We start from the raw sequence: 23,529 nt of genomic DNA, 5'->3' as shown, positions 1-23,529 counted from the left end.
CATTATGAAAGCCTTTGCCCAAGTGATTAGCCTAGTCGTGATTAGCGTGGTGGTGATTATTATCCCACCGTGCGGGGCTGCACTTGGACGAAGAAAGGCTTAGCAAACAAGCCGGAATCGCAAGAGAACCCCCGCACCGTCAGGTCCGGGGGTTTTTTATTGGCAAGAGAAAAGTGGAGCAAGGGGCAGAACATGAAAAACAGAACAAAATCATGCAGTTGTCGAAGTAAGGCGGGGAAATAACCATGAATGGCGCTCAGTGGGTAGTTCAAGCGTTGCGTGCGCAGGGGGTGGATACCGTATTCGGCTATCCGGGCGGGGCAATCATGCCGGTGTACGATGCGTTGTATGACGGCGGCGTGGAACACCTGCTGTGCCGCCATGAACAGGGCGCCGCCATGGCCGCCATCGGCTACGCCCGCGCCACCGGCAAAGTCGGCGTTTGCATCGCCACTTCCGGCCCCGGCGCCACCAACCTGATCACCGGCCTGGCTGATGCGCTGCTCGATTCTGTTCCCGTTGTCGCCATCACCGGTCAGGTGGGTTCCGCGCTGATCGGCACCGATGCCTTTCAGGAGATCGATGTTCTCGGCCTGTCTCTGGCCTGCACCAAGCACAGCTTCCTGGTGGAGTCGCTGGACGCCTTGCCGGGCATCATGGCGGAAGCGTTCGCCATCGCCGCAGGCGGCCGTCCCGGTCCGGTGCTGATCGATATCCCGAAAGACATCCAGCTGGCGCAGGGCGACTTGCACCCGCATCTGATGCCGGTCGACGAAGCGCCGGCGTTCCCGGCGGCGGCGTTGGCCGAGGCGGCTGAGCTGCTGGCGCAAGCGCATAAACCGATGCTGTACGTCGGCGGCGGCGTGGGCATGGCGCAGGCGGTGCCGGCGCTGCGCGAGTTCATCGCGGTGACCCGCATGCCGAACGTCGCCACCCTGAAGGGGCTGGGCGCGCCGGATGCGCAAGATCCGTTGTACCTCGGCATGCTGGGCATGCACGGCACCAAGGCCGCCAACCTGGCGGTGCAGGAGTGCGATTTGCTGATCGCCGTCGGCGCGCGTTTCGATGACCGCGTGACCGGCAAACTGAACGCCTTCGCGCCGCACGCCAAAGTGATCCACATGGATATCGACCCGGCGGAAATGAGCAAGCTGCGCCAGGCGCATGTGGCCCTGCAGGGCGATTTGAAAACGTTGCTGCCGGCGTTGCAGCGCCCGCTGAATATCGCCGCCTGGCAGCAGCAGGTGACGGCGCTGAAAGCCGAGCACGCCTGCCGCTACGATCACCCCGGCCAGCCGATCTACGCGCCGCTGTTCTTGCGCCAGCTGTCCGCCCGCAAGCCGGCCAACAGCGTGGTGACCACCGACGTCGGCCAGCACCAGATGTGGAGCGCGCAACACATGACGTTCGAGCGCCCGGAGAATTTCATCACCTCCAGCGGTCTCGGCACCATGGGGTTCGGCGTGCCGGCGGCGGTAGGGGCCCAAATTGCCCGTCCGCAAGATACGGTGATCTGCGTCTCGGGCGATGGTTCCTTCATGATGAACGTGCAGGAACTGGGCACCATCAAGCGCAAACAGCTGCCGCTGAAGATCGTGCTGCTGGACAACCAGCGTCTCGGGATGGTGCGCCAATGGCAGCAGCTGTTCTTCGACGGCCGCTACAGCGAAACCAACCTGTCCGATAACCCCGACTTCCTGATGCTGGCCGCCGCCTTCGGCATTCCCGGCCAGCGCATCAGCCGCAAGGATCAGGTGGAGGGCGCGCTCGAGGCGCTGTTCAACACCGAAGGCCCTTATCTGCTGCAGGTCTCTATCGACGAACTCGAAAACGTCTGGCCGCTGGTGCCGCCGGGCGCCGGCAACGAAACCATGTTGGAGGAAATATCATGATGCAGCATCAACTCTCGATCCAGGCGCGTTTTCGCCCCGAAATGTTAGAGCGCGTATTGCGGGTCGTGCGTCATCGCGGCTTTCAGGTTTGTGCTATGAATATGGTTTCCCCGGCCAACGCCGACAGCATCAATATCGAATTGACCGTTGCCAGCCCGCGCCCGGTCGCCCTGTTGTCATCTCAATTAAGCAAACTGATGGACGTCTCCTGCGTCGAGATCCAGCAGCCAACATCACAACAAATACGCGCCTGAGGCGCCGAGAAGGATAAATAACAATGACAAAGAAAGCCGATTACATTTGGTTCAATGGTGAGATGGTTCCTTGGGCCGAGGCCAAAGTGCACGTGATGTCGCACGCGTTGCATTACGGCACGTCGGTATTTGAAGGGGTGCGCTGCTACGACTCGCACTTGGGGCCGGTGGTATTCCGTCATCGCGAGCATATGCAGCGCCTGCACGATTCGGCGAAAATCTACCGCATGCCGGTGTCGCAAAGCGTCGACGAGCTGATGGAAGCCTGCCGCGCTACGCTGCGCAAGAACAACCTGGTCAGCGCGTACATTCGCCCGCTGGTGTTCGTCGGCGATGTCGGCATGGGCGTCAACCCGCCGGCCGGTTATAAAACGGACGTGATTATCGCGGCGTTTCCTTGGGGCGCTTACCTGGGTGAAGAAGCGCTGGATCAAGGCATCGATGCGATGGTCTCCTCCTGGCACCGCGTCGCACCAAACACGATCCCCACTGCGGCCAAGGCCGGCGGCAATTATCTTTCCTCCCTGCTGGTGGGCAGCGAAGCGCGTCGCCACGGCTATCAGGAAGGCATTGCGCTCGACGTGCACGGTTACATTTCCGAAGGGGCGGGCGAAAACCTGTTTGAAGTGAAAGACGGCGTGCTCTATACCCCGCCGTTCACCTCTTCGGCGCTGCCGGGCATCACCCGCGACGCGATCATCAAGCTGGCGAAAGACATGGGCTTCGAGGTGCGCGAGCAGGTGCTGTCGCGCGAATCGCTGTACCTGGCCGACGAAGTGTTCATGTCCGGCACCGCGGCGGAGATCACGCCGGTGCGCAGCGTGGACGGCATTCAGGTCGGCATCGGCAAATGCGGCCCGGTGACCAAACAGATCCAACAGGCGTTCTTCGGCCTGTTCAGCGGCAAGACCGAAGACAAATACGGTTGGCTGGATCCGGTCAATCCGTAACGACAAGGTTCGCCGCGCAGCGTGGCGGACGACAAGACAGACAAGATAAGAATATCCAGGCGGTTCGTTCGCCGCCTGTCATAAATACATTTGGAGTGAAAAGAGCATGCCTAAGTACCGTTCCGCCACCACCACCCACGGCCGCAATATGGCGGGTGCCCGCGCATTGTGGCGCGCGACCGGGATGACCGACGCCGATTTCGGCAAGCCAATCATCGCCGTGGTCAACTCCTTTACCCAGTTCGTGCCTGGCCATGTGCATCTGCGCGATCTGGGCAAACTGGTCGCCGAACAGATCGAAGCCTCCGGCGGCGTGGCCAAAGAGTTCAACACCATCGCGGTGGATGACGGCATCGCCATGGGCCACGGCGGCATGCTCTATTCCCTGCCGTCGCGCGAGCTGATCGCCGACTCGGTCGAATACATGGTGAACGCCCACTGCGCCGATGCGATGGTGTGCATCTCCAACTGCGACAAGATCACCCCGGGCATGCTGATGGCGGCGTTGCGCCTGAATATTCCGGTGATCTTTGTCTCCGGCGGTCCGATGGAAGCCGGCAAGACCAAACTCTCCAACCAGATCATCAAGCTGGATCTGGTGGACGCGATGATCCAGGGCGCGAACCCGAACGTCAGCGACGCCGACAGCGAGCAGATCGAGCGTTCCGCCTGCCCGACCTGCGGCTCTTGCTCCGGCATGTTCACCGCCAACTCAATGAACTGCCTGACCGAAGCGCTGGGCCTGTCGCAGCCGGGCAACGGTTCGCTGCTGGCCACCCACGCCGATCGCAAGGAACTGTTCCTCAACGCCGGCAAGCGCATCGTCGAGCTGACCAAACGCTATTACGAGCAGGACGACGAGAGCGCGCTGCCGCGCAATATCGCCAACAAGGCGGCGTTTGAAAACGCCATGACGCTGGACATCGCCATGGGCGGCTCGACCAACACCGTGCTGCACCTGCTGGCTTCGGCGCAGGAAGGCGAGGTGGACTTCACCATGGAGGACATCGATCGCCTGTCGCGCAAAGTGCCGCACCTGTGCAAGGTGGCGCCGAGCACGCAGAAATATCACATGGAAGACGTGCACCGCGCCGGTGGCGTGATCGGCATCCTCGGCGAGCTGGATCGCGCCGGCTTGCTGAACCGTGAGGTGAACAACGTGCTGGGGCTGACCCTGCCGCAGACGCTGGAAGCCTACGACGTGATGCTGACCCGCGACGAAAGCGTCAAGAAAATGTACTCCGCCGGTCCGGCCGGTATCCGCACCACGCAGGCATTCTCTCAGGACTGCCGTTGGGATTCGCTGGACACCGACCGCAAGGAAGGCTGCATCCGCACCCGTGAGCACGCCTACAGTCAGGACGGCGGATTGGCGGTGCTGTACGGCAACCTGGCGGAAAACGGCTGCATCGTCAAAACCGCCGGCGTGGACAAAGAAATCCTCACCTTCCGCGGCCCGGCCAAAGTCTATGAAAGCCAGGATGAGGCGGTAGACGCCATCCTCGGCGGCAAAGTGGTAGCGGGCGACGTGGTCGTTATCCGTTACGAAGGGCCGAAAGGCGGCCCGGGCATGCAGGAAATGCTTTATCCAACCACTTACCTGAAATCGATGGGGCTGGGCAAGGCGTGTGCGCTGATCACCGACGGGCGTTTCTCCGGCGGCACCTCCGGGTTGTCCATCGGCCACGCTTCGCCGGAAGCGGCCAGCGGCGGCCTGATCGCCCTGGTGCAGGACGGTGACATGATCGCCATCGACATTCCTCATCGCGGCATCCAACTGGACGTCAGCGAGCAGGAGCTGGCGGCGCGGCATGAGGCGGAACTGGCGCGCGGCGACGCGGCCTGGACGCCGAAAAACCGTGAACGTCAGGTATCCTTCGCGCTGCGCGCCTACGCCTCGTTGGCCACCAGCGCTGACAAAGGCGCGGTGCGCGACAAGAGCAAACTGGGGGGATAAGCAGCATGGCGGTCTCTCAACCCCTACCCAGCGCCCCCTGCGGCGCGGAATATCTGCGAGCGGTACTGCGCTCGCCGGTCTACGAGGTGGCGCAGGTCACCCCGTTGCAGGCCATGAGCAAAATCTCTTCGCGCCTCGGCAACACCATTTTGGTGAAGCGCGAAGATCGCCAACCGGTGCACAGCTTCAAGCTGCGCGGGGCCTATGCGATGATCGCCGGGCTGGACGAAGAGCAGAAGGCGCGCGGCGTCGTGACGGCTTCGGCCGGCAACCACGCGCAGGGCGTCGCCTTCTCCGGTAAACGGCTGGGCATCAAAACGCTGATCGTGATGCCGGTGTCCACCGCGGACATCAAGGTGGATGCGGTGCGCGGCTTCGGCGGCGAAGTGTTGCTGCACGGCGCCAATTTCGACGAGGCCAAGGCAAAGGCGATTGAACTTTCCCAACAGCAGGGCATGACCTTCGTGCCGCCGTTCGATCACCCGACGGTGATCGCCGGGCAGGGCACGCTGGCGATGGAGCTGCTGCAGCAAGACGCGCATCTGGATCGGGTCTTCGTGCCGGTCGGCGGCGGCGGCCTGGCCGCCGGGGTGGCGGTGCTGATCAAACAGCTGATGCCGCAGATCAAAGTGATCGGCGTCGAAGCGGAAGACTCCGCCTGCCTGCGCGCGGCGCTGGATGCCGGCCATCCGGTGGATCTGGCGCGCGTCGGGCTGTTCGCCGAAGGCGTGGCGGTGAAACGCATCGGCGACGAAACGTTCCGCCTGTGCCGTGAGTATCTGGACGACGTGATCACCGTGGACAGCGACGCCATCTGCGCGGCGGTCAAAGATCTGTTCGAGGACGTGCGTGCCATCGCCGAACCTTCCGGCGCGCTGGCGCTGGCGGGGCTGAAAAAGTACGTCCAGCAGCACAACATTCAGGGCGAGCGTCTGGCGCACGTGCTGTCCGGCGCCAACCTCAACTTCCACGGGCTGCGTTACGTTTCCGAGCGCTGCGAACTGGGCGAACAACGCGAAGCGCTGCTGGCGGTGACCATTCCGGAACAACAGGGCAGCTTCCTCAAGTTCTGCCAACTGCTGGGCGGGCGCTCGGTGACCGAATTCAACTACCGCTACGCCGATGCCGACAACGCCTGCATTTTCGTCGGCGTGCGTCTGACGCGCGGCCACGCCGAACGACGGGAGATCATCGACGAACTCAACGCCGGCGGTTATCAGGTGGTGGATCTGTCGGACGATGAGATGGCCAAGCTGCACGTGCGCTACATGGTGGGCGGGCGTCCGTCGAAGCCGCTGCGCGAACGGCTGTACAGCTTTGAGTTTCCGGAGTCGCCGGGCGCGCTGCTGAAGTTCCTGCAAACGCTGGGCACGCACTGGAACATCTCGTTGTTCCACTATCGCAGCCACGGCACCGACTTCGGCCGGGTGCTGGCGGCCTTCGAGCTGGCGCAAAGCGAGCCGGAATTCGAGCGGCACCTGCAGGCGCTGGGCTACGATTGCCACGACGAAACCGACAACCCGGCGTTCCGCTTCTTTTTGCAGGGGTGAGCCGGATTGATAAGCAACCGTGACGCGTTAGTCAGTTTATAGGTTGCGTGGTTGTGATTTTGTCGTGCATTTTTATACTGCCAAGACTTCTGACGTATAGGGATGCACGACAATGAAAACTGCTTTTTCTACGCCGTTCGGTTCTCCCGAAGACGATTTGACCAACGCCGAATTTGCCCGCTTGTTGGGCAATGCCGGGGTACAAGAATTCTATCGCGATATTAATCTGCAAGCCCTGCAGGACTCGCTGGACTGCAGCCTCGCCTTTCATGGCGTGGGGATTATTTTTTCCGACGGGCAAAACTCATTTTTAGTCCGCCCGACGCAGCACACCGGTTACTCAAACGCTTCGCAGGTCACTCATGTGGTCATCAGCAAAACGGTGGCTCATACCTCGCGCGTTGCCGCGACCAATACGCTGTCGGAAGCGCTGAGCAAACCCAGCGTCAGCAAAGAGCTGGCCTCGGCCGCGCTGTCGTGTGGAACGCTGCTGGTATCGGTCTTTTTACTGGCGTCGGGCAGCGTCGCCGTGCCGTTTACCGGCGGCACCAGCTCAGCGGTGGCTTATCTGGGCTATGCCGGCATGGCCGCCAGCGCGCTGCAGTGCGGCAATGGGCTGTACCGCGTCAACAAGCTTTATGACGGGAAAGGCGATGAATTGGCTCAGCTCGATTCAGAGCAGTGGTATATCGCCACCAGCACCGTACTCGATGTGATCTCGCTGGCCAGCGCCGGGGCTGCCCTGAAGGAAGCGACGATGACCTACCGCGCCATGCGCCGCATTTCGGCGCGCAAGGCGACGGAATGGCTGAAAAGCATGCCCCGCAGCGAAAGGAAGCGGCTGACCGAAAACATCATTCGGGCGGAAAACCCGGGGATTTCCAATAACGTCTTGAAAGAGATGGTGAAGAACGGCTTATACCCGAAGCGCTATCCGACGGAAGCGATCCAAAACGGGCTGCGTCAGCAATTGCATTCGGCGCTCAATAACTCATTGACGTTCGTGGGCAGCGGCATCAGCGGCACCCTGTCTGCGCCGGTGAATGTGAAAACCACCGGGCAGTATTTTGTGGGCATTATGCAGAAATTGCCGCAGATGGTGAGGTAATGGCGGACTGGATGATTAAACGCCTGATTGTGCAGGGCCGGGAAATGGAAAGCCAAATCGCGGCGCGCGATCGTGCGCTTTTCGCCGGCGTGGATGCGCAGCTTGAGCAGCATTTCCTGACGCCGGGCCAGCGGTTGTCACCGCCGGGCGTCGGCAACGTCATGTTGCTGATGGTATGCCTGACGCTGGGGCTGGCGGGTGTGATGGGCCTGGCCACGGACGTGGCGGCCGCCTGGAGCGGCAAGACTTCTGCCGCCGTTCTAATGGGCAGCGGCGCGATCGTGGCGGTGTGGATGACGCTGATCCTGTTCCAACTGGTGCAGGGTAAAAACAGCGGGGTGGTATTGCTGCAATATTACCTTGGCATGCTCGGTCTGTGTTGCCTCGGCGCCGCGGCGGCGTGGGCGGCGGGCATGACCGGCATCGCCACCGGCGCCCTGCTGCTGGGGGGCGCGGTTGGCGGGGCGCTGTTCAGCAACCGGGCGGCGTTCTACCTGTATGTCGCCTATTTCCGCACGCGTCGGCGCGTGTTTATCAAACGCCGTTGGCAGAGGGAAGATCTGCGCAACACCCGATAAACCGTCAGAACGGAAAAACTTATGACGCAACCTTTCTCCGGCTTTAGCCAGCAGGGCCTGAATTTCCTGCAGCAGGTGCGGATCGAGAACGATAAGGCGTGGTTCGACGGCAACCGCGACATCTACGATCGCGAACTGCTGGCGCCGTTTCGCGCGCTGGTGGAGCAGTTGGCTCCCGGCATGCTGGCGATCGATCCGCAGTTTGAGACTCGCCCGGCGATCGGCAAAACGCTGTCGCGCATTCATCGCGATACGCGGTTTTCTCACGACAAGTCGCGCTACCGCAGCCGCATGTGGCTGACGTTCAAACGCCCGAGCAAAGACTGGAAAGATGCGCCGGTCTATTTTTTTGAACTGGGGCCGGACATGTTGCGCTATGGGCTCGGCTACTACAGCGCCAACAAGCCGACCATGGATCTGTTCCGCCATACGCTGAAACAACGGCCGCAGCCTTTCCTGGAGGTGGCCGCCTGCTGCCGGCCGCCGTTCGAGCTGGTGGGCGAAAGCTACAAGCGCCCGCTGGTGAAGGAGCAGGCGGCGGAGATCGCCACCTGGTACAACCGCAAGTCGTTTGCGGTGATGGTGACGGACAGCGAAGTGGAAAAGCTGTTCAACGCCGATCTGGCGCCGCTGCTGGCCGGGGCGTTTTTGCAGCTTGAGCCGCTCTACCACTGGCTGATGCAGGTAGAGGCGATGAAGCAGATCGATCCGGCAGACCTTTGAAACCCCGCGTCAGCGGGGATGCAGCAACCGCCAAAAGGCGTCGATCAACGGATCGCTGAGGCGCTTTTTCTGAACGCAAACCCCCAGCTCGAAGGGTTCGACCATCGAGATGTTATCCAGCTGCGAGATGCGGTTGCGCACCGGCTCCGGGCTGTTGTCCACCACCACGCTTGGGATCAGCGCGATGCCGCAGCCCAGGGCCACCATCGACACGATGGCCTCGTGGCCGCCGACGGTAGCGTAAATCAGCGGATTGCTGATGCGGTGGCGGCGGAACCACAGCTCGATGCGTTTTCGCGAGGGGCCGTGCTCCGGCAGGATGAACGGGATCTCGGCCCAGTCGGGCTTGTCGGCGAACGCCTGGCTGCGCACCGCGCAGGGCAGCGCCGGCGCGATCAGCACCAGCGGAATTTCGCCGATTTTGGTGAACGCCACGCTGGCGGGCAGCGTTTCCGGCCGGCCGGCGATGCCGAGATCGGCCTCGTTGGATTGCACCTTGTCGACCGCGTCGGCGGCGTCGCCGGTGGTCAGCTTAATCTCTACCAGCGGGTGCTGCGCGCGGAAGCGATCGAGGATCGGCGGCAGGTGGCTGTACGCCGCGGTCACCGAGCAGAACAGCCGCAGTTCGCCGCTCAGCGAAGGGCCGTGCTGGCCGAGCGAGTGTTTCAGCTGCTGATACTGCAGCAACGTCTGTTGGGCGAATTCTTTCAGCTGTTCGCCGGCGTCGGTGAGCTGCACGGTGCGGTTATCGCGCAGGAACAGCGGCTGCCCGAGGATCTCTTCCAGCCGCTGGATCTGGCGGGAGAGCGTCGACGGGCTGACGTGCATCGCCTTGGCGGTGCGCCCGAAGTGATGGCTTTCGGCCAGATGCAGGAACAGCTTTAAATCACGTAAATCCATATCGATACGCTCGCAGTGAAAGTGTTGCAAAAATTGCAATGTCACGTTCTCAATATATCAATTTAAGCAACGCATTTCCTGTTATACATTGAGTTTAACGAATCTCCGCACAGACAGGGCGGGGAATGAAAATAACAATGCAAGACAACATCAAACCGGAGTACCACCATGGCTAACTATTTCAACACATTGAACCTGCGTCAGCAGTTGGCGCAATTGGGTAAATGCCGCTTTATGGCGCGCGACGAATTTGCTGACGAAGCCGGCTACCTGAAAGGTAAAAAAGTGGTGATTGTCGGCTGTGGCGCCCAGGGCCTGAACCAGGGACTGAACATGCGCGATTCCGGTCTGGATGTCGCCTATGCCCTGCGCAAAGAAGCGATTGACGAGAAGCGCGCTTCCTGGCGCAAGGCGACCGAAAACGGCTTTAAGGTTGGCACCTACGAAGATTTGATCCCGCAGGCGGATCTGGTGGTTAACCTGACCCCGGACAAGCAGCACTCTTCCGTGGTGCGTGCGGTGCAGCCGCTGATGAAAGACGGCGCGGCGCTGGGGTATTCCCACGGCTTCAACATCGTTGAAGTGGGCGAGCAGGTGCGCAAAGACCTCACCGTGGTGATGGTCGCGCCGAAGTGCCCGGGCACCGAAGTGCGCGAAGAGTACAAGCGCGGCTTCGGCGTGCCGACCCTGATTGCGGTTCACCCGGAAAACGATCCGAAAGGCGAAGGCATGGCGATCGCCAAGGCCTGGGCGGCGGCGACCGGCGGCCACCGCGCCGGCGTGCTGGAATCCTCCTTCGTCGCTGAAGTGAAATCTGACCTGATGGGCGAGCAGACCATTCTGTGCGGCATGCTGCAGGCGGGTTCTCTGCTGTGCTTCGACAAGCTGGTTGCTGAAGGCGCCGATCCGGCTTACGCCGAGAAACTGATTCAGTTCGGCTGGGAAACCATCACCGAAGCGCTGAAGCAGGGCGGCATCACGCTGATGATGGATCGCCTGTCCAACCCGGCCAAGCTGCGCGCCTATGCGCTGTCCGAACAGCTGAAAACCATCATGGCGCCGCTGTTCCAGAAGCACATGGACGACATCATCTCCGGCGCTTTCTCCAGCGGCATGATGGCCGACTGGGCGGAAGACGACGTGAAACTGCTGACCTGGCGCGAAGAGACCGGCAAAACCGCGTTCGAGAATGCGCCGCAGTTTGAAGGCAAAATCAGCGAGCAAGAGTACTTCGATCACGGCGTGCTGATGGTGGCGATGGTGAAAGCGGGCGTTGAGCTGGCGTTCGAAACCATGGTCGATGCCGGCATCATCGAAGAATCGGCTTACTACGAGTCGCTGCACGAGCTGCCGTTGATCGCCAACACCATTGCGCGTAAGCGTCTGTATGAAATGAACGTGGTCATCTCCGATACCGCGGAGTACGGCAACTACCTGTTCGCCAACGCGGCGGTGCCGTTGCTGAAGGACTTCATGACCACCCTGCAGGCGGGCGATTTGGGCAAAGCCGTGGCGGGTACGGCGGTGGACAACGCGCAGCTGCGCGACGTGAACGAAGCGGTGCGCAGCCACCCAATCGAAACCGTCGGCCGCAAACTGCGTGGCTACATGACCGACATGAAACGTATCGCCGTTGCGGGCTGATTTTCCGCAAGATAAAAAACAAAAAGCCGGCTGCAATGCCGGCTTTTTTATGCCTGCGGCGGCGCGATCAGTTGCCGTTCAAGGCCGCGCCGGATCGCGTGTTTGGCGTTGGCGACCCCCAGCTTCCGCACCGCATTGCCGATATGAAACTTCACCGTGCCGGTTTTGATCCCCAGGATCAGCGCGATCTCATTATAGGTTTTGCCCTGGCTGGCCCAATAGAGAATTTCCCCTTCGCGCGGCGAGAGCCGATCCTTTCGGCTCGCCTCGGCGCTGGCCAACGCAAGCGCGTGCTGGTGGGTATCGACCAAGACCATCTGCAGGCTGGCCCTTTCTTCCTCCATTAGCTGCCGCAGTTCGGCGTCATCGGCCGCCGTCGCGCTGATCGACAAGATCGCCAGATTGTTGTCGTGATCGTGCAAAACAAAGCTGCAGCCGTGCACGATGTCGTACTCCCGCGCCTGGCTGAAGATCTTCCGATAATGCCGATCCTCGGTGGTGAGGGCGGTGTCGTGCCACATAAAGGGCGCACAGCGGTTATGGGCGGCGCGCACGACGGGATCGATGCGCTGATAGCGATTGGCACTGTAGATGTCCAGCCATTCTTGCGGGTAGCTCGATACCAACAGATGGCGATCGGGATGATGTTTGTTGAAGGTCAAGTAAGCGTATTTGAATTGGCTGAAGGCCTGTAGCCGGCCATCAAGATGCAGTCTTGCGGCGACGGCGTTGGCGAATGTGACGGCCATCGGTAACCTCCCTGTCGTTCGGCGGCTCAGCCCGACCTGCACCAAAGTCCAGCTAGTCAGTGCGGCGGATTGAAATTTATACTCGGCTAATAAATTCAAAAAGACGGCAATGCCAAGACCCGAGCTTAGCAGCTCTGGGCGGAAATAAGCCAACGCCAGGGAAATTCTTTCAATCATCCTCTGATCAATGCTTCTGGGATCCATTGCGTGGGCGGCGGGGCGACTTCGGCGCCGCCTTATTGATTATGCGGGCATCGCCGCTGCGGGAATGATGGCGCCGCGATGTTGGATCACCGTCGCAGCAAGCTGGTGGCCGCGCTGCGCCGCCTGCCGGGCGCCGCCGCCGTTCAGGCGCACCGCCAGGTAGCCGGCGCTGAAAGAGTCGCCCGCTGCAGTGGTATCCACCACGCGCTCCGGCGGCAGCGCGATCGCCGGCACCTCAAGCCGCTCCCCCTCCAGATTGAACACCAGACAGGCATCCGCGCCGCGTTTGATAACGATCTCGCCGACGCCGAGCGCCTGCGTGCGCGTCACTATCTGTTCAACCGGCTGCGCACCCCACAGCAATTCTTCGTCATCCAGCGTCAAAAAGGCGATGTCGGTGCAGGCCAGCACCTCGCGGTAGGCCTGCTGCGTTTCCTCACGGCTTGGCCACAGACGCGGGCGGTAGTTGTTGTCGAAGATCACCTGGCCGCCGTTGGCGCGACAGCGGCGCAGCAACGTCAGCAGCTTCGTGCGGTCGGCAGGCGCGAGGATCGCCAGGCTAATGCCGCTGAGGTACAGGTAATCGAACTGCGCCAGCCGCGCGCACAGTGCGTCGGCCTGCGGTCCAGCAAGCCAATAGCGGGCGGCGGCGTCATTGCGCCAATAGTAGAAAGTGCGTTCGCCGGCGGCGTCGGTTTCGATCACGTACAGGCCCGGCAGCTTGTTGTCGAACTGCTGAATCAACCCGGTCTCGATCTTCTCCTGCCGCCAGGCCTGCAGCATCTCGCCGCTGAAGCTGTCGGTGCCGAGCGCAGTGACGTAATGCACCTGCAACGTCTGTTTCGGCATTTGGCGGGCGAGGTAGACGGCGGTGTTGAGGGTATCGCCGCCAAAGCCGCGCGTCAGCTGTGCGCCCTGCTGTGACAGCTCGATCATGCATTCGCCGATCACGGCGAGGTTTCGGATAGTCATCGTCAATAAGCCCTGGCTAAAGAAGAAGCAACAGCCACCAGTCTCCACGCAAGGCGATAAGGGAGTCAATAAATTAAAACAGTGTTTTAATTTTTTATGATCGCGATCGGCCAACGCCGACAGGGTGAAGAGGAAAGCGTGCGGCAATTCGTGCTTAAAGTTTTACGTGGCGTGGCCGATAAGTTGGGTAAAGAAACAGCGGCAGCGCTCTCACTTCCCCGCCACGGCGATAGTACCGATGATAACCAATCTGATCTCGGGTCTGCTGGCGCCCTGTTTTGCCCTCTATGCCTGCGCCAAATCGCGGCGCTACTGGCGGCAATGCCGGCGCTTGTATACCTTCCAGCCGATTTATCGCACCAGCGGCGCGCTGTTGGCGGTGGAACTGCTGACGGCGGTGCATCACCCGAATGAGCCGGACAAGCGGCAATCCCCGGAACAGTATTTTGCCTCGCTCGGCGTCGCCCAGCGTTTGCGGGTGGTTCAGGAACAGCTGGCGCTGTTGCAGCGCTGGCAGGCGTTGTTCATCCGCCACGCGGTGATGGTATCGGTCAATATCGACGGCATCGCGCTGCAAGCATTGCAGCGTCATCGCGCGTTGCAACGGCAGATCGCCGAGATGCCCTATCTGCGCTTCGAGCTGGTGGAGCACGCCGCAACGGCATCAAACCGCCCGCTGCAGCAGATTGTCGGCGGCGAGCGGCTGTGGCTGGACGATTTCGGCAGCGGGCTGGCCAACTTCTCCGCCGTCGGTGCCTGGCGGTATCAATACATCAAGGTGGCGCGCGAATTGTTCACCTTGCTCAAACAGTCGGAAGAGGGGGTGCAGCTGCTCGGCACCCTGATCAAGATGATGAACCAGCACAGCGACGGGGTGATCGTCGAGGGGGTGGAAACCGAGCAGGAGTGGCGCCTGGTGCAGCGCTCCGGCGCGTTGGCCGCACAGGGCTACTACCTTTCCCGTCCGGCGTGCTTTGAAACGCTGCACAGCGTGCCGACGCTGTTCGCTGCGCCCGGCGCGCCGGCGTGAACTCCGGCCTATCCTCAGCTAGGCTTAAACGGGGCTGCTAATTCCTTTTCCTTATTCGGCAGCCCGGTTTATGCGCTGAGGGAGCCGCTATGACAAGAACAGGAAAGGTTTTCAGCTGGCTGGGCGGCATTGTGCTGCTGGCGATCGCCGCGCTGGCGATCTTCATCGCCACCTTCGACTGGAATCGACTCAAGCCTACCATCAACGACAAGGTGTCGGCCGAACTGCGGCGGCCCTTCGCTATCCGCGGCGATCTGGGCGTCGACTGGTCGCGTAACCCTGAGGAGGGCGGCTGGCGCGCCTGGGTGCCCTGGCCGCATATTCATGCCGAAGACGTGTGGTTGGGTAATCCGAAAAACATCCCCGGCGACAGCATGGTGACGCTGCAGCGCGTCGACGCCAGCATCGCACCGCTGGCGCTGCTGAGGAAAGAACTGCTTGTCCCGCGCATCTGGCTCAAGCAGCCGAATGCGTCGTTGCAACGCCTGGCCAACGGCGACAACAACTGGACGTTTGACCTGGCCGGCGGCCAGGATCCCAAGCAGCCGCCTTCCGCCTGGTCGTTCACCGTTCACGATATCGTGTTCGACAAGGGACAGATCGCCTTTAAAGACGCCACGCTAAAGGCGGATTTCCGCGCCGTTATCGATCCGCTCGGCAAACCGCTGCCGTTCAGTGAAGTGACCGGCAAACAGAGCGGCGGCAAGAGCGCTACACCCGATTATGTTTTCGGCTGGCAGGTGAAAGGCAAATATAACGGCGAACCGCTGAGCGGCAGCGGCAAGATCGGCGGCATGCTGTCGCTGCAGAGCGCCGATTTGCCGTTCCCGCTGCAGGCCGATGTGCGCTCCGGCAGCACCCGGGTGGCGGTGGCGGGCACCTTGTCCGATCCGCTGAATCTCGGCGGCCTGGACGTGCAGCTGAAATTTTCCGGTGAAAGCCTGGGGAATCTCTATGGCCTGACCGGCGTGCTGCTGCCGAACACGCCGCCGTATGCGACCGATGGCCATCTGATGGCTCGTCTGCATCAGCCGGGCGGCGCCGTGTTCGAGTATCAGAAATTTGACGGCAAAATCGGCGACAGCGATATTCACGGCAGCTTGAAATACGTCGCCGGTAAACCGCGGCCGACGCTGAGCGGCGCGGTGAGCTCCCGGCAGCTGAGGTTGGCGGATCTGGCGCCGCTGATCGGTGCGGACTCCAACGCCGCCAAAGCCGGGCGCGGCGAGAAGAGCCGCCAGCCGGCGGATAAGGTGCTGCCGGTCGAACAGTTCGATACGCAAAGCTGGCGCAAGATGGATGCGGACGTGAAGTTTGCCGCCGCGCGCATCGAGCGCGGCAGCGATTTACCGCTGAGCGATCTGGCCACACACCTGAAGCTGAACAATGGCGAGTTGCGTCTGGATCCGCTGCGCTTCGGGATGGCGGGCGGCAGCCTGAGCGCCGTCGTGCGCCTCGACGGCGGCAAAAAGCCGATGCGCGGTCAGGTAGATATGCACGCGCGCAAACTCCAGCTCAAACAGCTGTTGCCGAACGTGGCGGCGATGAAGCGCAGCCTCGGGCAGATGAACGGCGACGCCAGGCTGACGGGCAGCGGCAATTCGGTGGCCGAGCTGCTGGCGACCAGCAACGGCGACCTGCGCCTGTTGATCAATAACGGGGTGATCAGCCGTAGCCTGATGGAGATCCTCGGTCTGAACGTCGGCAACTATCTGGTGGCGCAGCTGTTCGGTGACGACGTGGTGGGCATCAACTGCGCGGCGGCGGACGTCGGCATCCGCAGCGGCGTCGCCGCGCCGCGGCTGTTCGTGTTCGACACCGAGAACGCGGTGATCAACATCACCGGCAACACCAACCTCGCCACCGAACGGCTGGATTTGTCCATCGATCCGGAAAGCAAGGGCATGCGCGTGCTGACCCTGCGCTCGCCGCTGTACGTGAAAGGGACCTTCAAGCACCCCGACGCCGGGGTGAAAGCCGGACCGCTGATCGCGCGCGGCGCGGCGGCGGTGGCGTTGGGGGCGGTGCTGACGCCGGCGGCGGCGCTGCTGGCGCTGGTCTCGCCCAGTGAGGGCGGCGAGGAGAATCCGTGCGGGCAGATCCTGCGGGAGATTAAAGGCAAAAAATAATCAGGCGTGCGGCGGCGGCGTGAGCAGCCGGCAGTCGTGATCCTGGATCTCTTCCGCCGAGGCCAGGGTAAACGGCAGCAGGCTGCGCTCGGTCGCCAGCAGCAGGAAATCGCCGTCCGGCAGCGCGGTCATCGCCAGGCCGAAGCTGCCCATGCGCCCGTCGGCGCGCGGCAGGCCGGAAGCCAACAGGCGGAAGGCGCCCTGTTGTTCCAGTTCGGCGGGGGTCACCCGCCGCCCCAGATAGTCATGCCCCAACAGGCCGCCGGGCAGCGGTTGCCATTGCTCGATGAAATCGGTGCCAATCTGCGCCAGCCGCTGTTTTACCGCCGGCGACAGGCAGGAGATATGAATGTGCAGCTGGTTTTGCGTGCGGCCATATTCCGAATTGATCGCCAGTGAAATATCGCCGTCGTCGATGGGTTTGCCATAACGCTCCGCCATCACGTGGCGCGCGCGCCAGGCCTGGGCGAAGAAGTTCGGCGTGGCGGCGTCCAGCACCGCCGGGCTTTCGATACCGGTGATTTTGGCGCTGGGCATCAGCAGGTATTGCAGCGGCCCGTTGCGATCTTTAAACACCACGAAACCGGCCGGCACATCCACCTGCGCGCAGGGCGCCGGGTTGTCATGCGCTTGCTGATTGGGCAGACATTGCTGGCTGACGATGCGCCATAGCGCATCGGGATGGTCAGGCTTCAACCCGTAATAGAGCGCGATGGCGAGAGCCGCCAGCAGCGCCACGCAGACAAATACCCCACGACGCAAAGACATCGGCCGATCCTGTTACCGAGAGAAACATTCAGCATAGCCCGGTTTTATGACAGGAAACGAACAACGCGTGCGGCCCCCGCAGTGAGGGGGCCGCAGCGGATCACAGCGACTGGTGGCGGGTTTCTTTCATCAGCAGCAGCGCCAGCAGCGTCAGCCCGGCCATCGCCGCCAGGTACATGCCGACGTAGAACAGCCCGTAGTGGGCCGCCAGCCAGGTGGCGATATAAGGCGCCACGGACGCGCCGAGGATCGACGCGACATTGTAGGAGAATGACGCGCCGGTATAGCGCACTTCGGTAGGGAACAGCTCCGGCAGCAGCGCGCCCATCGGGCCAAAGGTCAGCCCCATGATGCTCAGGCCGCACAGCAGGAAGCCCATCACCAGCGCCTGGTTGCCGGAACCCAGCAGGGTCGGGAACAGGAACGCGAAGCCGATCATCAGCAGGGTAATGGCGATCATGGTCCTGCGGCGGCCGAACGCGTCCGCCAGCAGACCGGCGATCGGCACCATCACGCCGAAACCAATCACCGCCACCATCAGCATCCACAGGAAGCTGTTACGGGAGTAGCCGAGGCCCAACGGCTGCGGCGCGGTGCCGTAGGTCATCGAATACACCGTCATCAGATAAAACAGCGTGTAGGTCGCCAGCATGATGAAGGTGCCGAGGATGGTGGCTTTCAGATGCTTGCTCAGCAGCGTGCCGAGCGGCACTTTCACCTGTTTGCCGGCCTTGGCCGCTTTGGCGAACACCGGCGTTTCATGCAGCGATACCCGCACATACAGGCCAATCAGCACCAGCGCCGCGGAGAGGATGAACGGCACGCGCCAGCCCCATTCCATAAATTGCTGGTCGCTCAGCAGCCACGAGAGCAGCAGGAAGGTGCCGTTGGCGAAGAAGAAACCGATAGGCGCCCCCAACTGGGGGAAAGAACCGTACAGCGCGCGCTTTTTGGCCGGCGCGTTCTCCGTCGCCAGCAGGGCTGCGCCGCCCCATTCGCCGCCCAGCCCCAGGCCTTGCCCAAAGCGCGCCAGCGCCAGCAGGATAGGGGCGAAGATGCCGATGGTTTCATAGCTCGGCAGCAGGCCGATCAGCACGGTGGAAATCCCCATGGTCAGCAGCGAGGCGACCAGCGTGACCTTGCGCCCGACGCGATCGCCGAAGTGGCCGAACAGCGCAGAGCCGATAGGGCGCGCGACAAAAGCGACGGCGAAGGTGGCCAGCGACTGCAGCGTCGCGGTGGTCGGGTCGCCCTGCGGGAAGAAGATGTGCGGGAACACGATCACCGCGGCGGTGGCGTAGATGTAGAAGTCGAAGAACTCGATGGCGGTGCCGACCAGCGAGGCGACGATGACTTTCCCGCGGGAATTCACCGGTGTAGACGCGTCGTCGGCGTCGAGTGGGGGTGCGATGGTGGCTTGCATATCTATTTCTTATTGTTGGAGGGGGTAAAAATCCATCTTAGTGACAGCATTCCGCCTTTTCAACGCTGTAACTTTGGGCAACGCCGCCGCTAACCGGTTAAAAAGACTAATGTTTTACCGGGCTTCTTTTCTGTAGCGTTAAACGTTGAGAAATGGGTTTCATACAGAGGGAATGGCTGTAAAAACGGGAAAGAAAAGTGAATGGGTAGTTTGTTATGCTGGTTTTCCGAATGTCATGCCGCATGATTTAGAGGGATTGACTGGGTTTTTGCTTATTAACCAGAGGAAAGTGCCGGCGTGTGCGATAACACCGGCACGATTGCATGGCTTCAGGGGGCCGGCGGCTCGCGTTCCGGCAAGGCTTTGTCGCCTTTGTAGTCGGCGGTAGCGATCCAGGCGGCACAAAACAGCGTCAAACGGGCGAAGAAGTAGAAGAACGCCATCAGCCCGATCACCGAGCCGAAGGCCGCGCCGGAAGGCGACTTCGCCACCTGCGGCAGCGTCATCGTCATCACGAACTTGATCACCTCAAAGCCGATAGCCGCGAGCAAGGTGCCGCGCAGCAGCGCTTTTTTCTTCGGTTTGTGGCGCGGCAGCATCCAGAAAATCCACAGGAACAGCAGATAGTTGGCGAAAATCGAGATCGACAGCGCGATCGTTGTCAACGCCGGCCGCAGCCATTCGATGCCGTCCAACCCCAGCGCGTTGACGATCGCCGCCTGCGCCGACCCGGCGACCGAGGTCAGCGACAGCGTAATGATGAGCGCCACCACCAGGCCGGTCAGCGAGATGAAGTCGCGGGTGTACTTGAAATAGATTTTCTCCTGATCCTGCGGATTGCGCTCCCAGACGTCACGCGACTGCGCGCGGATCGCCTCGCGCAGGTTGCCCATCCAACTGATGCCGGAATAGAGCGCCAGCGCCAGACCGGTCAATCCCACGGTGGTGCGCTGCTGAATGGCGGTGTTGACGGTATTCTTCAGCGTGCTGGCCAACGTCGGATCGCTGATGCTGCCGACGATCCGGTTGATCAAGCGGGCCAGCAGATCCGGGTTGGAAGCCAGCACGAAACCGGCGGCGGCGAACGACACCATCAGGATCGGGATCAGCGAGAGGAATGAAAAGTAGGTGATGGCGGCGCCAAACTGGCTGCCCAGCCGATCGTTAAAGCGTTCGGCGGCGCGCAGCAGGTGCGCCACGCTCGGCCAGGCTTTGATGCGTTCAATCAGACGTGAAAAACCGCTGATGCGGCGGTCGAGAGTCTCATGGCCGGTCTTGATGGCGATAAGCGGCTTCGGCGGCGTGTCTTGTGTGGGCTGGCGGCGTTCCTGGTCTGGTCCTGTAGGCATTACTTCACGATTTCCTTAACGTTAAACGGCATGTATCAGCGTTGATTATAGCCAAAGCCCTGCGGCGTTTTGAGCGCCGGGGCGGCAAACGGTCAATTTCCGAGCTTAACGCGTTAGCGCCCGGCATGAAATGCCGGGGATGGCGCGATAGGTAAAATTCCTATGAAAACCCCGTGGCGCCTCGGTTTTTTTCACTTCTCTACCTCCAATTTTTATCTGTTTCGTCGGCGAGAAAGCGTTTACTCATGATGTGGCGTCGCGCTTTGCCGCTCGCCGCTCCGCTGCAGCCGTAGGGGCTGGAACGGTCTCATCCGTCATCAACAGAAAAACTGGAAGGTCTTATGAAATTGCTTAATCACCCCACCTGTCGTCCGTTTACCGAAGCGGGCAATCTGTCGCAGATCTCCGCCTACTATGAAGAGGGGCGGCACATCATGTGGATGCTGCTGCGCGCCGCGCCGCGCCCCTGCTTCAACCAGGCGTTGATTGAAGACATCATGACGCTGGCGCAGGCGGCGAAGGAGTCTTCGCTGCGGTTCGACTTCTGGGTCACCGGCTCGCTGGTGCCGAACATGTTCAACGTCGGCGGCGATCTGCAGTTCTTCGCCGAAGCGATCAAAAACCGCAAGCGCGAGGCGATGATGGCCTACGCGCGCGCCTGCATCGACTGCGTGCATGCGGCGGCACGCGGTTTCGACACCGGTGCGATCAGCATTGCGATGGTTGAAGGCAGTGCGCTGGGCGGCGGTTTTGAAGCGGCGCTGGCGCACCATTTCGTATTGGCGCAAAACAATGCGCGCATGGGGTTCCCGGAGATTGCGTTCAACCTGTTTCCCGGTATGGGCGGTTACTCGTTGGTGGCGCGCAAGGCGGGCATGCGCTTGGCCGAGGAGCTGATTTGGGGCGGCGAGTCGCACACCGCAGAGTGGTTCGAGAGCCGCGGGCTGGTAGACCAGCTGTTCCAGCCCGGCGACGCCTACCTGGCGACGCGCACCTTCATCGATACCATCCGGCCGAAGCTCAACGGCATGCGCGCCATGCTGCGGGCGCGTCAGCGCGTGTTGCAGCTGACGCGTTCCGAGCTGATGGACATTACCGAAGATTGGGTGCACTCGGCCTTTACCATTGAGGAAAAAGACCGTGCCTACATCGAGCGGCTGGTGATGTTGCAGGATCGCCATACCCTGAACCTGCGTCGTGCCGGCTAACGTTAACGCGCCCGCCTCATGCGGAGGGTGAGCGCGGGCGATAGGACTGCAGCCAATGCTCCAGCTGTTCCGGGAGCATTGGCCGCGCGAACAGAAAGCCCTGTTTTTCGTCCACGCCGACCTCGTCGAGGAAGTGGTTTTCGCTCTCGGTCTCCACCCCTTCGGCGATCACGCGGAAGGCCAACGCCTCCGCCGCCGCGACGATCGCGCGTACCAGCGATTGCGATACCGGATTGAAATTCACCCCGCGCACGAAGCTTTTATCCAGCTTGATGGCGTCCAGAGGAATGCGTGCCAGCTGCGCCAGCGACGAATAGCCGGTGCCAAAGTCGTCGAGATGCACCTGCGCGCCCAGTTCGCGCAGCCGGGTGATCAGCGCGCGCGCGCGGTTCTCGTCTTCAATCAGGCTGCTTTCGGTCAACTCGAAGTCCAGCAGGCAGGGGGCCATGCGGTGACGGTGCAGCACCCCGAGCAGGTCGTTGACGATGCCGTCGTCGGCCAGCTGACGGGCAGAGAGGTTGACCGCCACCCGCAGATTCAATCCCTGCTCTTGCCATTGCGCCGCCTGCCCGGCGGCGGTTTGCAGCACCCATTGGCCCAACGGGCCGATCAGGCCGGACTCCTCGGCATAGGAGATGAACTGCAGCGGCGGGATCAGGCCGCGCTCCGGCGAATCCCAGCGCACCAGCGCTTCCACGCTGTGCACTTCGCCGCTGTGCGCGTCGATTTTAGGCTGGTAATACAGCACCAGCTGATTTTGTTCCAACCCTTTGCGCAGATTGGTGTCCAGCCACATGTATTCGGCGACGCGTTTGTTCATCTCCGGCGAGAAGACGGTATAGGTGCGTTTTCCGTGCTCCTTGGCGACGTACATGGCGGTATCGGCGCTGCGGATCAGGCTGTCGAGATCGTTGCCGTGCTCCGGGCACAGCGCGATGCCGATCGAACAGCCGGTATACACCTCAATCAGACCGATGCGAAAAGGGGTCTTCAGCCTGTCGATAATGCGCTGCGCCAGCGTTTGCAGGCGCTCGCGATCGCTTTGCGGCGCCAGCACCAAGAATTCGTCGCCGCCGAGGCGGGCGAGCACTTGATCCGGGCTCAGGCAGCCGAGGATCGCCAGCGCGACCTCGACCAGCAGCCGATCGCCGAACATATGGCCGTAGGCGTCGTTGACCTTTTTGAAGTTGTCGAGATCGAGGTACACCAGGCCGAAACTCTCTTCGCCGCGCGTGGCGATGGCGTGATTGATCTTGTCCTGGATGGCGTTGCGGTTCGGCAGGCCGGTGATGAGATCGGTGTTGGCCAGCACCCGTAGCCGCTCTTGCGCGCGGCGTTCTTCGGTGATGTCGGTACCGGAGCAGATCAGAAAGACTTCGTTTTTGCCGCTGCCGCTGTGCACGAATTTGTTGCGGAACAGGAACAGCCGTTCGCCCTTGACCGTCTTTACCCAGCGTTCCACCTCATAGGACGAACCGTTGCGGAAGAAGCCGGCGATGTTGCGCCGCGAAGCGGCGGCTTCTTCCGGGCTCATAAACAGCTGGAAAACGTTTTTGCCGATCACCTCGTGTTCGTGCAGTCCGGTGTACTCCTCGCTCAGTCGGTTGAAGCGCTGGATGCGGCCGTGCTGATCGACGATCACGATCACCGAGTTGGCTTCGGACACCACCTGCTCGGCGAAGGAGAGGCCGTGCACCAGGTCGCGCGCCACCGATTGGGTGTCGCTGAAGGCGGAAGCCGTGCCCGCCCATTCGAGGTTGTTGACGCGGCGCCCGACCAGATGCAGATGCAGCGGTTCACCGGCCAACGTAATGGTCAGCTCAAGGCTGGCGGTCACGCCGGTCAGACGGCGGATTTTCGCCGCTTCCATGGCGCTGAGCGCTACCGCGATATGAGCTTTGCCCTTAACGGCGGACAGCTCCAGGGCATTGCTGTCAAACGCCAGCCGCCAGTGGGGGCTTTGGGTGCCGAAGTGAGCGCTAAGAAGCTCAGGGCCTTGGTCTGCGGGCATGACGATTCCTCAAAAGAGCACGGGCGGGCGGGCGGCACAGCCCCGGGCAGCCTGTTGGCCCGAAAGCGATCGCCGTACGCATCTGTGCATCATATAACAGGTTTTCACAGGCGGGGCGGGTGATGGAAAC

General features: G+C 61.7%; 20 protein-coding genes. 13 read left to right on the top strand and 7 right to left on the bottom strand.

Annotated elements, in window-relative coordinates; translation table 11 throughout:
* Window positions 1-4 precede the first annotated feature (4 nt).
* The 9 genes from ilvL to J0F90_RS23505 all read left to right on the top strand — a co-directional run bounded on the left by ilvL (window position 5) and on the right by J0F90_RS23505 (window position 9,012).
* The gene (ilvL, locus tag J0F90_RS23545; RefSeq protein ID WP_013814970.1) at window positions 5-103 is read left to right on the top strand and encodes an ilv operon leader peptide; all 99 of its coding nucleotides are present in this window, start codon (window positions 5-7) and stop codon (window positions 101-103) included.
* Between the two features lie 142 nt (window positions 104-245).
* Window positions 246-1,892 (top strand): acetolactate synthase 2 catalytic subunit, encoded by a 1,647-nt coding sequence (ilvG, locus tag J0F90_RS23540; RefSeq protein ID WP_033639153.1) that lies wholly within the window; start codon window positions 246-248, stop codon window positions 1,890-1,892.
* Window positions 1,889-2,146 carry an acetolactate synthase 2 small subunit gene (gene ilvM / locus J0F90_RS23535; RefSeq protein ID WP_004929955.1) on the top strand — a complete coding sequence of 86 codons (258 nt, stop codon included), beginning with the start codon at window positions 1,889-1,891 and terminating at the stop codon, window positions 2,144-2,146. The genes ilvG and ilvM overlap by 4 nt, the downstream gene beginning before the upstream one ends.
* Before the next feature lie 23 nt (window positions 2,147-2,169).
* Window positions 2,170-3,096, top strand: a complete 927-nt coding sequence (locus J0F90_RS23530; protein ID WP_016930475.1) for a branched-chain amino acid transaminase — start codon at window positions 2,170-2,172, stop codon at window positions 3,094-3,096.
* Window positions 3,097-3,202: 106 nt separating this feature from the next.
* Window positions 3,203-5,053, top strand: a complete 1,851-nt coding sequence (ilvD, locus tag J0F90_RS23525; protein ID WP_033631836.1) for a dihydroxy-acid dehydratase — start codon at window positions 3,203-3,205, stop codon at window positions 5,051-5,053.
* 5 nt (window positions 5,054-5,058) lie between these two features.
* Window positions 5,059-6,603, top strand: coding sequence for a threonine ammonia-lyase, biosynthetic (ilvA, locus tag J0F90_RS23520; RefSeq protein WP_016930473.1), 1,545 nt, complete (start codon window positions 5,059-5,061; stop codon window positions 6,601-6,603).
* A 112-nt stretch (window positions 6,604-6,715) separates the two neighbouring features.
* Entirely contained in the window at window positions 6,716-7,711 is a 996-nt protein-coding gene (gene ssp4 / locus J0F90_RS23515; RefSeq protein ID WP_016930472.1) for an Ssp4 family T6SS effector, read from the top strand.
* Window positions 7,711-8,289: an immunity protein Sip4 gene (gene ssi4 / locus J0F90_RS23510; protein ID WP_016930471.1), complete on the top strand. Its 579-nt coding sequence runs from the start codon at window positions 7,711-7,713 to the stop codon at window positions 8,287-8,289. The genes ssp4 and ssi4 overlap by 1 nt, the downstream gene beginning before the upstream one ends.
* A gap of 21 nt (window positions 8,290-8,310) precedes the next feature.
* On the top strand, window positions 8,311-9,012 hold the full coding sequence (locus J0F90_RS23505) for a DUF2461 domain-containing protein (RefSeq protein ID WP_016930470.1): 702 nt from the start codon (window positions 8,311-8,313) through the stop codon (window positions 9,010-9,012).
* Between the two features lie 9 nt (window positions 9,013-9,021).
* Here J0F90_RS23505 and ilvY read toward each other — a convergent pair whose 3' ends face one another.
* Window positions 9,022-9,912, bottom strand: coding sequence for an HTH-type transcriptional activator IlvY (ilvY, locus tag J0F90_RS23500; protein WP_004929971.1), 891 nt, complete (start codon window positions 9,910-9,912; stop codon window positions 9,022-9,024).
* A 168-nt stretch (window positions 9,913-10,080) separates the two neighbouring features.
* On the opposite strand from ilvY, the gene ilvC reads away from it, so the two are divergent.
* On the top strand, window positions 10,081-11,556 hold the full coding sequence (gene ilvC, locus J0F90_RS23495) for a ketol-acid reductoisomerase (RefSeq protein WP_016930469.1): 1,476 nt from the start codon (window positions 10,081-10,083) through the stop codon (window positions 11,554-11,556).
* A gap of 47 nt (window positions 11,557-11,603) precedes the next feature.
* On the opposite strand, the gene J0F90_RS23490 is transcribed toward ilvC, so the two are convergent.
* Together J0F90_RS23490 and kdgK are read right to left on the bottom strand one after the other, a co-directional pair.
* A complete protein-coding gene (locus J0F90_RS23490; RefSeq protein ID WP_033639154.1) occupies window positions 11,604-12,305 on the bottom strand; it encodes a LuxR family transcriptional regulator in 702 nt (233 codons plus the stop codon).
* Between the two features lie 243 nt (window positions 12,306-12,548).
* Window positions 12,549-13,481 (bottom strand): 2-dehydro-3-deoxygluconokinase, encoded by a 933-nt coding sequence (gene kdgK, locus J0F90_RS23485; RefSeq protein ID WP_033639155.1) that lies wholly within the window; start codon window positions 13,479-13,481, stop codon window positions 12,549-12,551.
* Window positions 13,482-13,719: 238 nt separating this feature from the next.
* Between kdgK and pdeH the strand changes: the two genes are divergently transcribed.
* Both pdeH and J0F90_RS23475 read left to right on the top strand, forming a co-directional pair.
* Window positions 13,720-14,511, top strand: a complete 792-nt coding sequence (gene pdeH, locus J0F90_RS23480; protein ID WP_016930466.1) for a cyclic-guanylate-specific phosphodiesterase — start codon at window positions 13,720-13,722, stop codon at window positions 14,509-14,511.
* Window positions 14,512-14,600: 89 nt separating this feature from the next.
* Window positions 14,601-16,640: an AsmA family protein gene (locus J0F90_RS23475; protein WP_033639156.1), complete on the top strand. Its 2,040-nt coding sequence runs from the start codon at window positions 14,601-14,603 to the stop codon at window positions 16,638-16,640.
* On the opposite strand, the gene J0F90_RS23470 is transcribed toward J0F90_RS23475, so the two are convergent.
* From J0F90_RS23470 to yhjD, 3 genes are all read right to left on the bottom strand, one after another.
* On the bottom strand, window positions 16,641-17,408 hold the full coding sequence (locus J0F90_RS23470) for a CDP-diacylglycerol diphosphatase (protein WP_033639157.1): 768 nt from the start codon (window positions 17,406-17,408) through the stop codon (window positions 16,641-16,643).
* A gap of 100 nt (window positions 17,409-17,508) precedes the next feature.
* Window positions 17,509-18,831 carry an MFS transporter gene (locus J0F90_RS23465; protein WP_033639158.1) on the bottom strand — a complete coding sequence of 441 codons (1,323 nt, stop codon included), beginning with the start codon at window positions 18,829-18,831 and terminating at the stop codon, window positions 17,509-17,511.
* Window positions 18,832-19,160: 329 nt separating this feature from the next.
* Complete coding sequence (yhjD, locus tag J0F90_RS23460; RefSeq protein WP_033639159.1) at window positions 19,161-20,180, bottom strand: inner membrane protein YhjD; 1,020 nt, start codon at window positions 20,178-20,180, stop codon at window positions 19,161-19,163.
* A gap of 341 nt (window positions 20,181-20,521) precedes the next feature.
* Here yhjD and J0F90_RS23455 point away from each other — a divergent pair, with 341 nt between their 5' ends.
* Window positions 20,522-21,388 carry a crotonase/enoyl-CoA hydratase family protein gene (locus tag J0F90_RS23455; protein ID WP_016930461.1) on the top strand — a complete coding sequence of 289 codons (867 nt, stop codon included), beginning with the start codon at window positions 20,522-20,524 and terminating at the stop codon, window positions 21,386-21,388.
* A 16-nt stretch (window positions 21,389-21,404) separates the two neighbouring features.
* Here the strand turns inward: J0F90_RS23455 and pdeR are convergent, their stop codons facing one another.
* On the bottom strand, window positions 21,405-23,399 hold the full coding sequence (gene pdeR, locus J0F90_RS23450) for a cyclic di-GMP phosphodiesterase (RefSeq protein ID WP_033639160.1): 1,995 nt from the start codon (window positions 23,397-23,399) through the stop codon (window positions 21,405-21,407).
* Window positions 23,400-23,529 lie beyond the last annotated feature (130 nt).

It is taken from the genome of Serratia marcescens subsp. marcescens ATCC 13880 (assembly GCF_017299535.1).
Classification (GTDB): Bacteria; Pseudomonadota; Gammaproteobacteria; order Enterobacterales; family Enterobacteriaceae; genus Serratia; species Serratia marcescens.
This window is presented reverse-complemented; position numbering and strand designations above follow the sequence as displayed.

Bases quoted from the DNA above. Each gene is read 5' to 3' on its own strand.
- ilvL (WP_013814970.1), top strand. From the start codon at position 5: ATGAAAGCCTTTGCCCAAGTGATTAGCCTAGTCGTGATTAGCGTGGTG.
- ilvG (WP_033639153.1), top strand. From the start codon at position 246: ATGAATGGCGCTCAGTGGGTAGTTCAAGCGTTGCGTGCGCAGGGGGTG.
- ilvM (WP_004929955.1), top strand. From the start codon at position 1,889: ATGATGCAGCATCAACTCTCGATCCAGGCGCGTTTTCGCCCCGAAATG.
- J0F90_RS23530 (WP_016930475.1), top strand. From the start codon at position 2,170: ATGACAAAGAAAGCCGATTACATTTGGTTCAATGGTGAGATGGTTCCT.
- ilvD (WP_033631836.1), top strand. From the start codon at position 3,203: ATGCCTAAGTACCGTTCCGCCACCACCACCCACGGCCGCAATATGGCG.
- ilvA (WP_016930473.1), top strand. From the start codon at position 5,059: ATGGCGGTCTCTCAACCCCTACCCAGCGCCCCCTGCGGCGCGGAATAT.
- ssp4 (WP_016930472.1), top strand. From the start codon at position 6,716: ATGAAAACTGCTTTTTCTACGCCGTTCGGTTCTCCCGAAGACGATTTG.
- ssi4 (WP_016930471.1), top strand. From the start codon at position 7,711: ATGGCGGACTGGATGATTAAACGCCTGATTGTGCAGGGCCGGGAAATG.
- J0F90_RS23505 (WP_016930470.1), top strand. From the start codon at position 8,311: ATGACGCAACCTTTCTCCGGCTTTAGCCAGCAGGGCCTGAATTTCCTG.
- ilvY (WP_004929971.1), bottom strand. From the start codon at position 9,912: ATGGATTTACGTGATTTAAAGCTGTTCCTGCATCTGGCCGAAAGCCAT.
- ilvC (WP_016930469.1), top strand. From the start codon at position 10,081: ATGGCTAACTATTTCAACACATTGAACCTGCGTCAGCAGTTGGCGCAA.
- J0F90_RS23490 (WP_033639154.1), bottom strand. From the start codon at position 12,305: ATGGCCGTCACATTCGCCAACGCCGTCGCCGCAAGACTGCATCTTGAT.
- kdgK (WP_033639155.1), bottom strand. From the start codon at position 13,481: ATGACTATCCGAAACCTCGCCGTGATCGGCGAATGCATGATCGAGCTG.
- pdeH (WP_016930466.1), top strand. From the start codon at position 13,720: ATGATAACCAATCTGATCTCGGGTCTGCTGGCGCCCTGTTTTGCCCTC.
- J0F90_RS23475 (WP_033639156.1), top strand. From the start codon at position 14,601: ATGACAAGAACAGGAAAGGTTTTCAGCTGGCTGGGCGGCATTGTGCTG.
- J0F90_RS23470 (WP_033639157.1), bottom strand. From the start codon at position 17,408: ATGTCTTTGCGTCGTGGGGTATTTGTCTGCGTGGCGCTGCTGGCGGCT.
- J0F90_RS23465 (WP_033639158.1), bottom strand. From the start codon at position 18,831: ATGCAAGCCACCATCGCACCCCCACTCGACGCCGACGACGCGTCTACA.
- yhjD (WP_033639159.1), bottom strand. From the start codon at position 20,180: ATGCCTACAGGACCAGACCAGGAACGCCGCCAGCCCACACAAGACACG.
- J0F90_RS23455 (WP_016930461.1), top strand. From the start codon at position 20,522: ATGAAATTGCTTAATCACCCCACCTGTCGTCCGTTTACCGAAGCGGGC.
- pdeR (WP_033639160.1), bottom strand. From the start codon at position 23,399: ATGCCCGCAGACCAAGGCCCTGAGCTTCTTAGCGCTCACTTCGGCACC.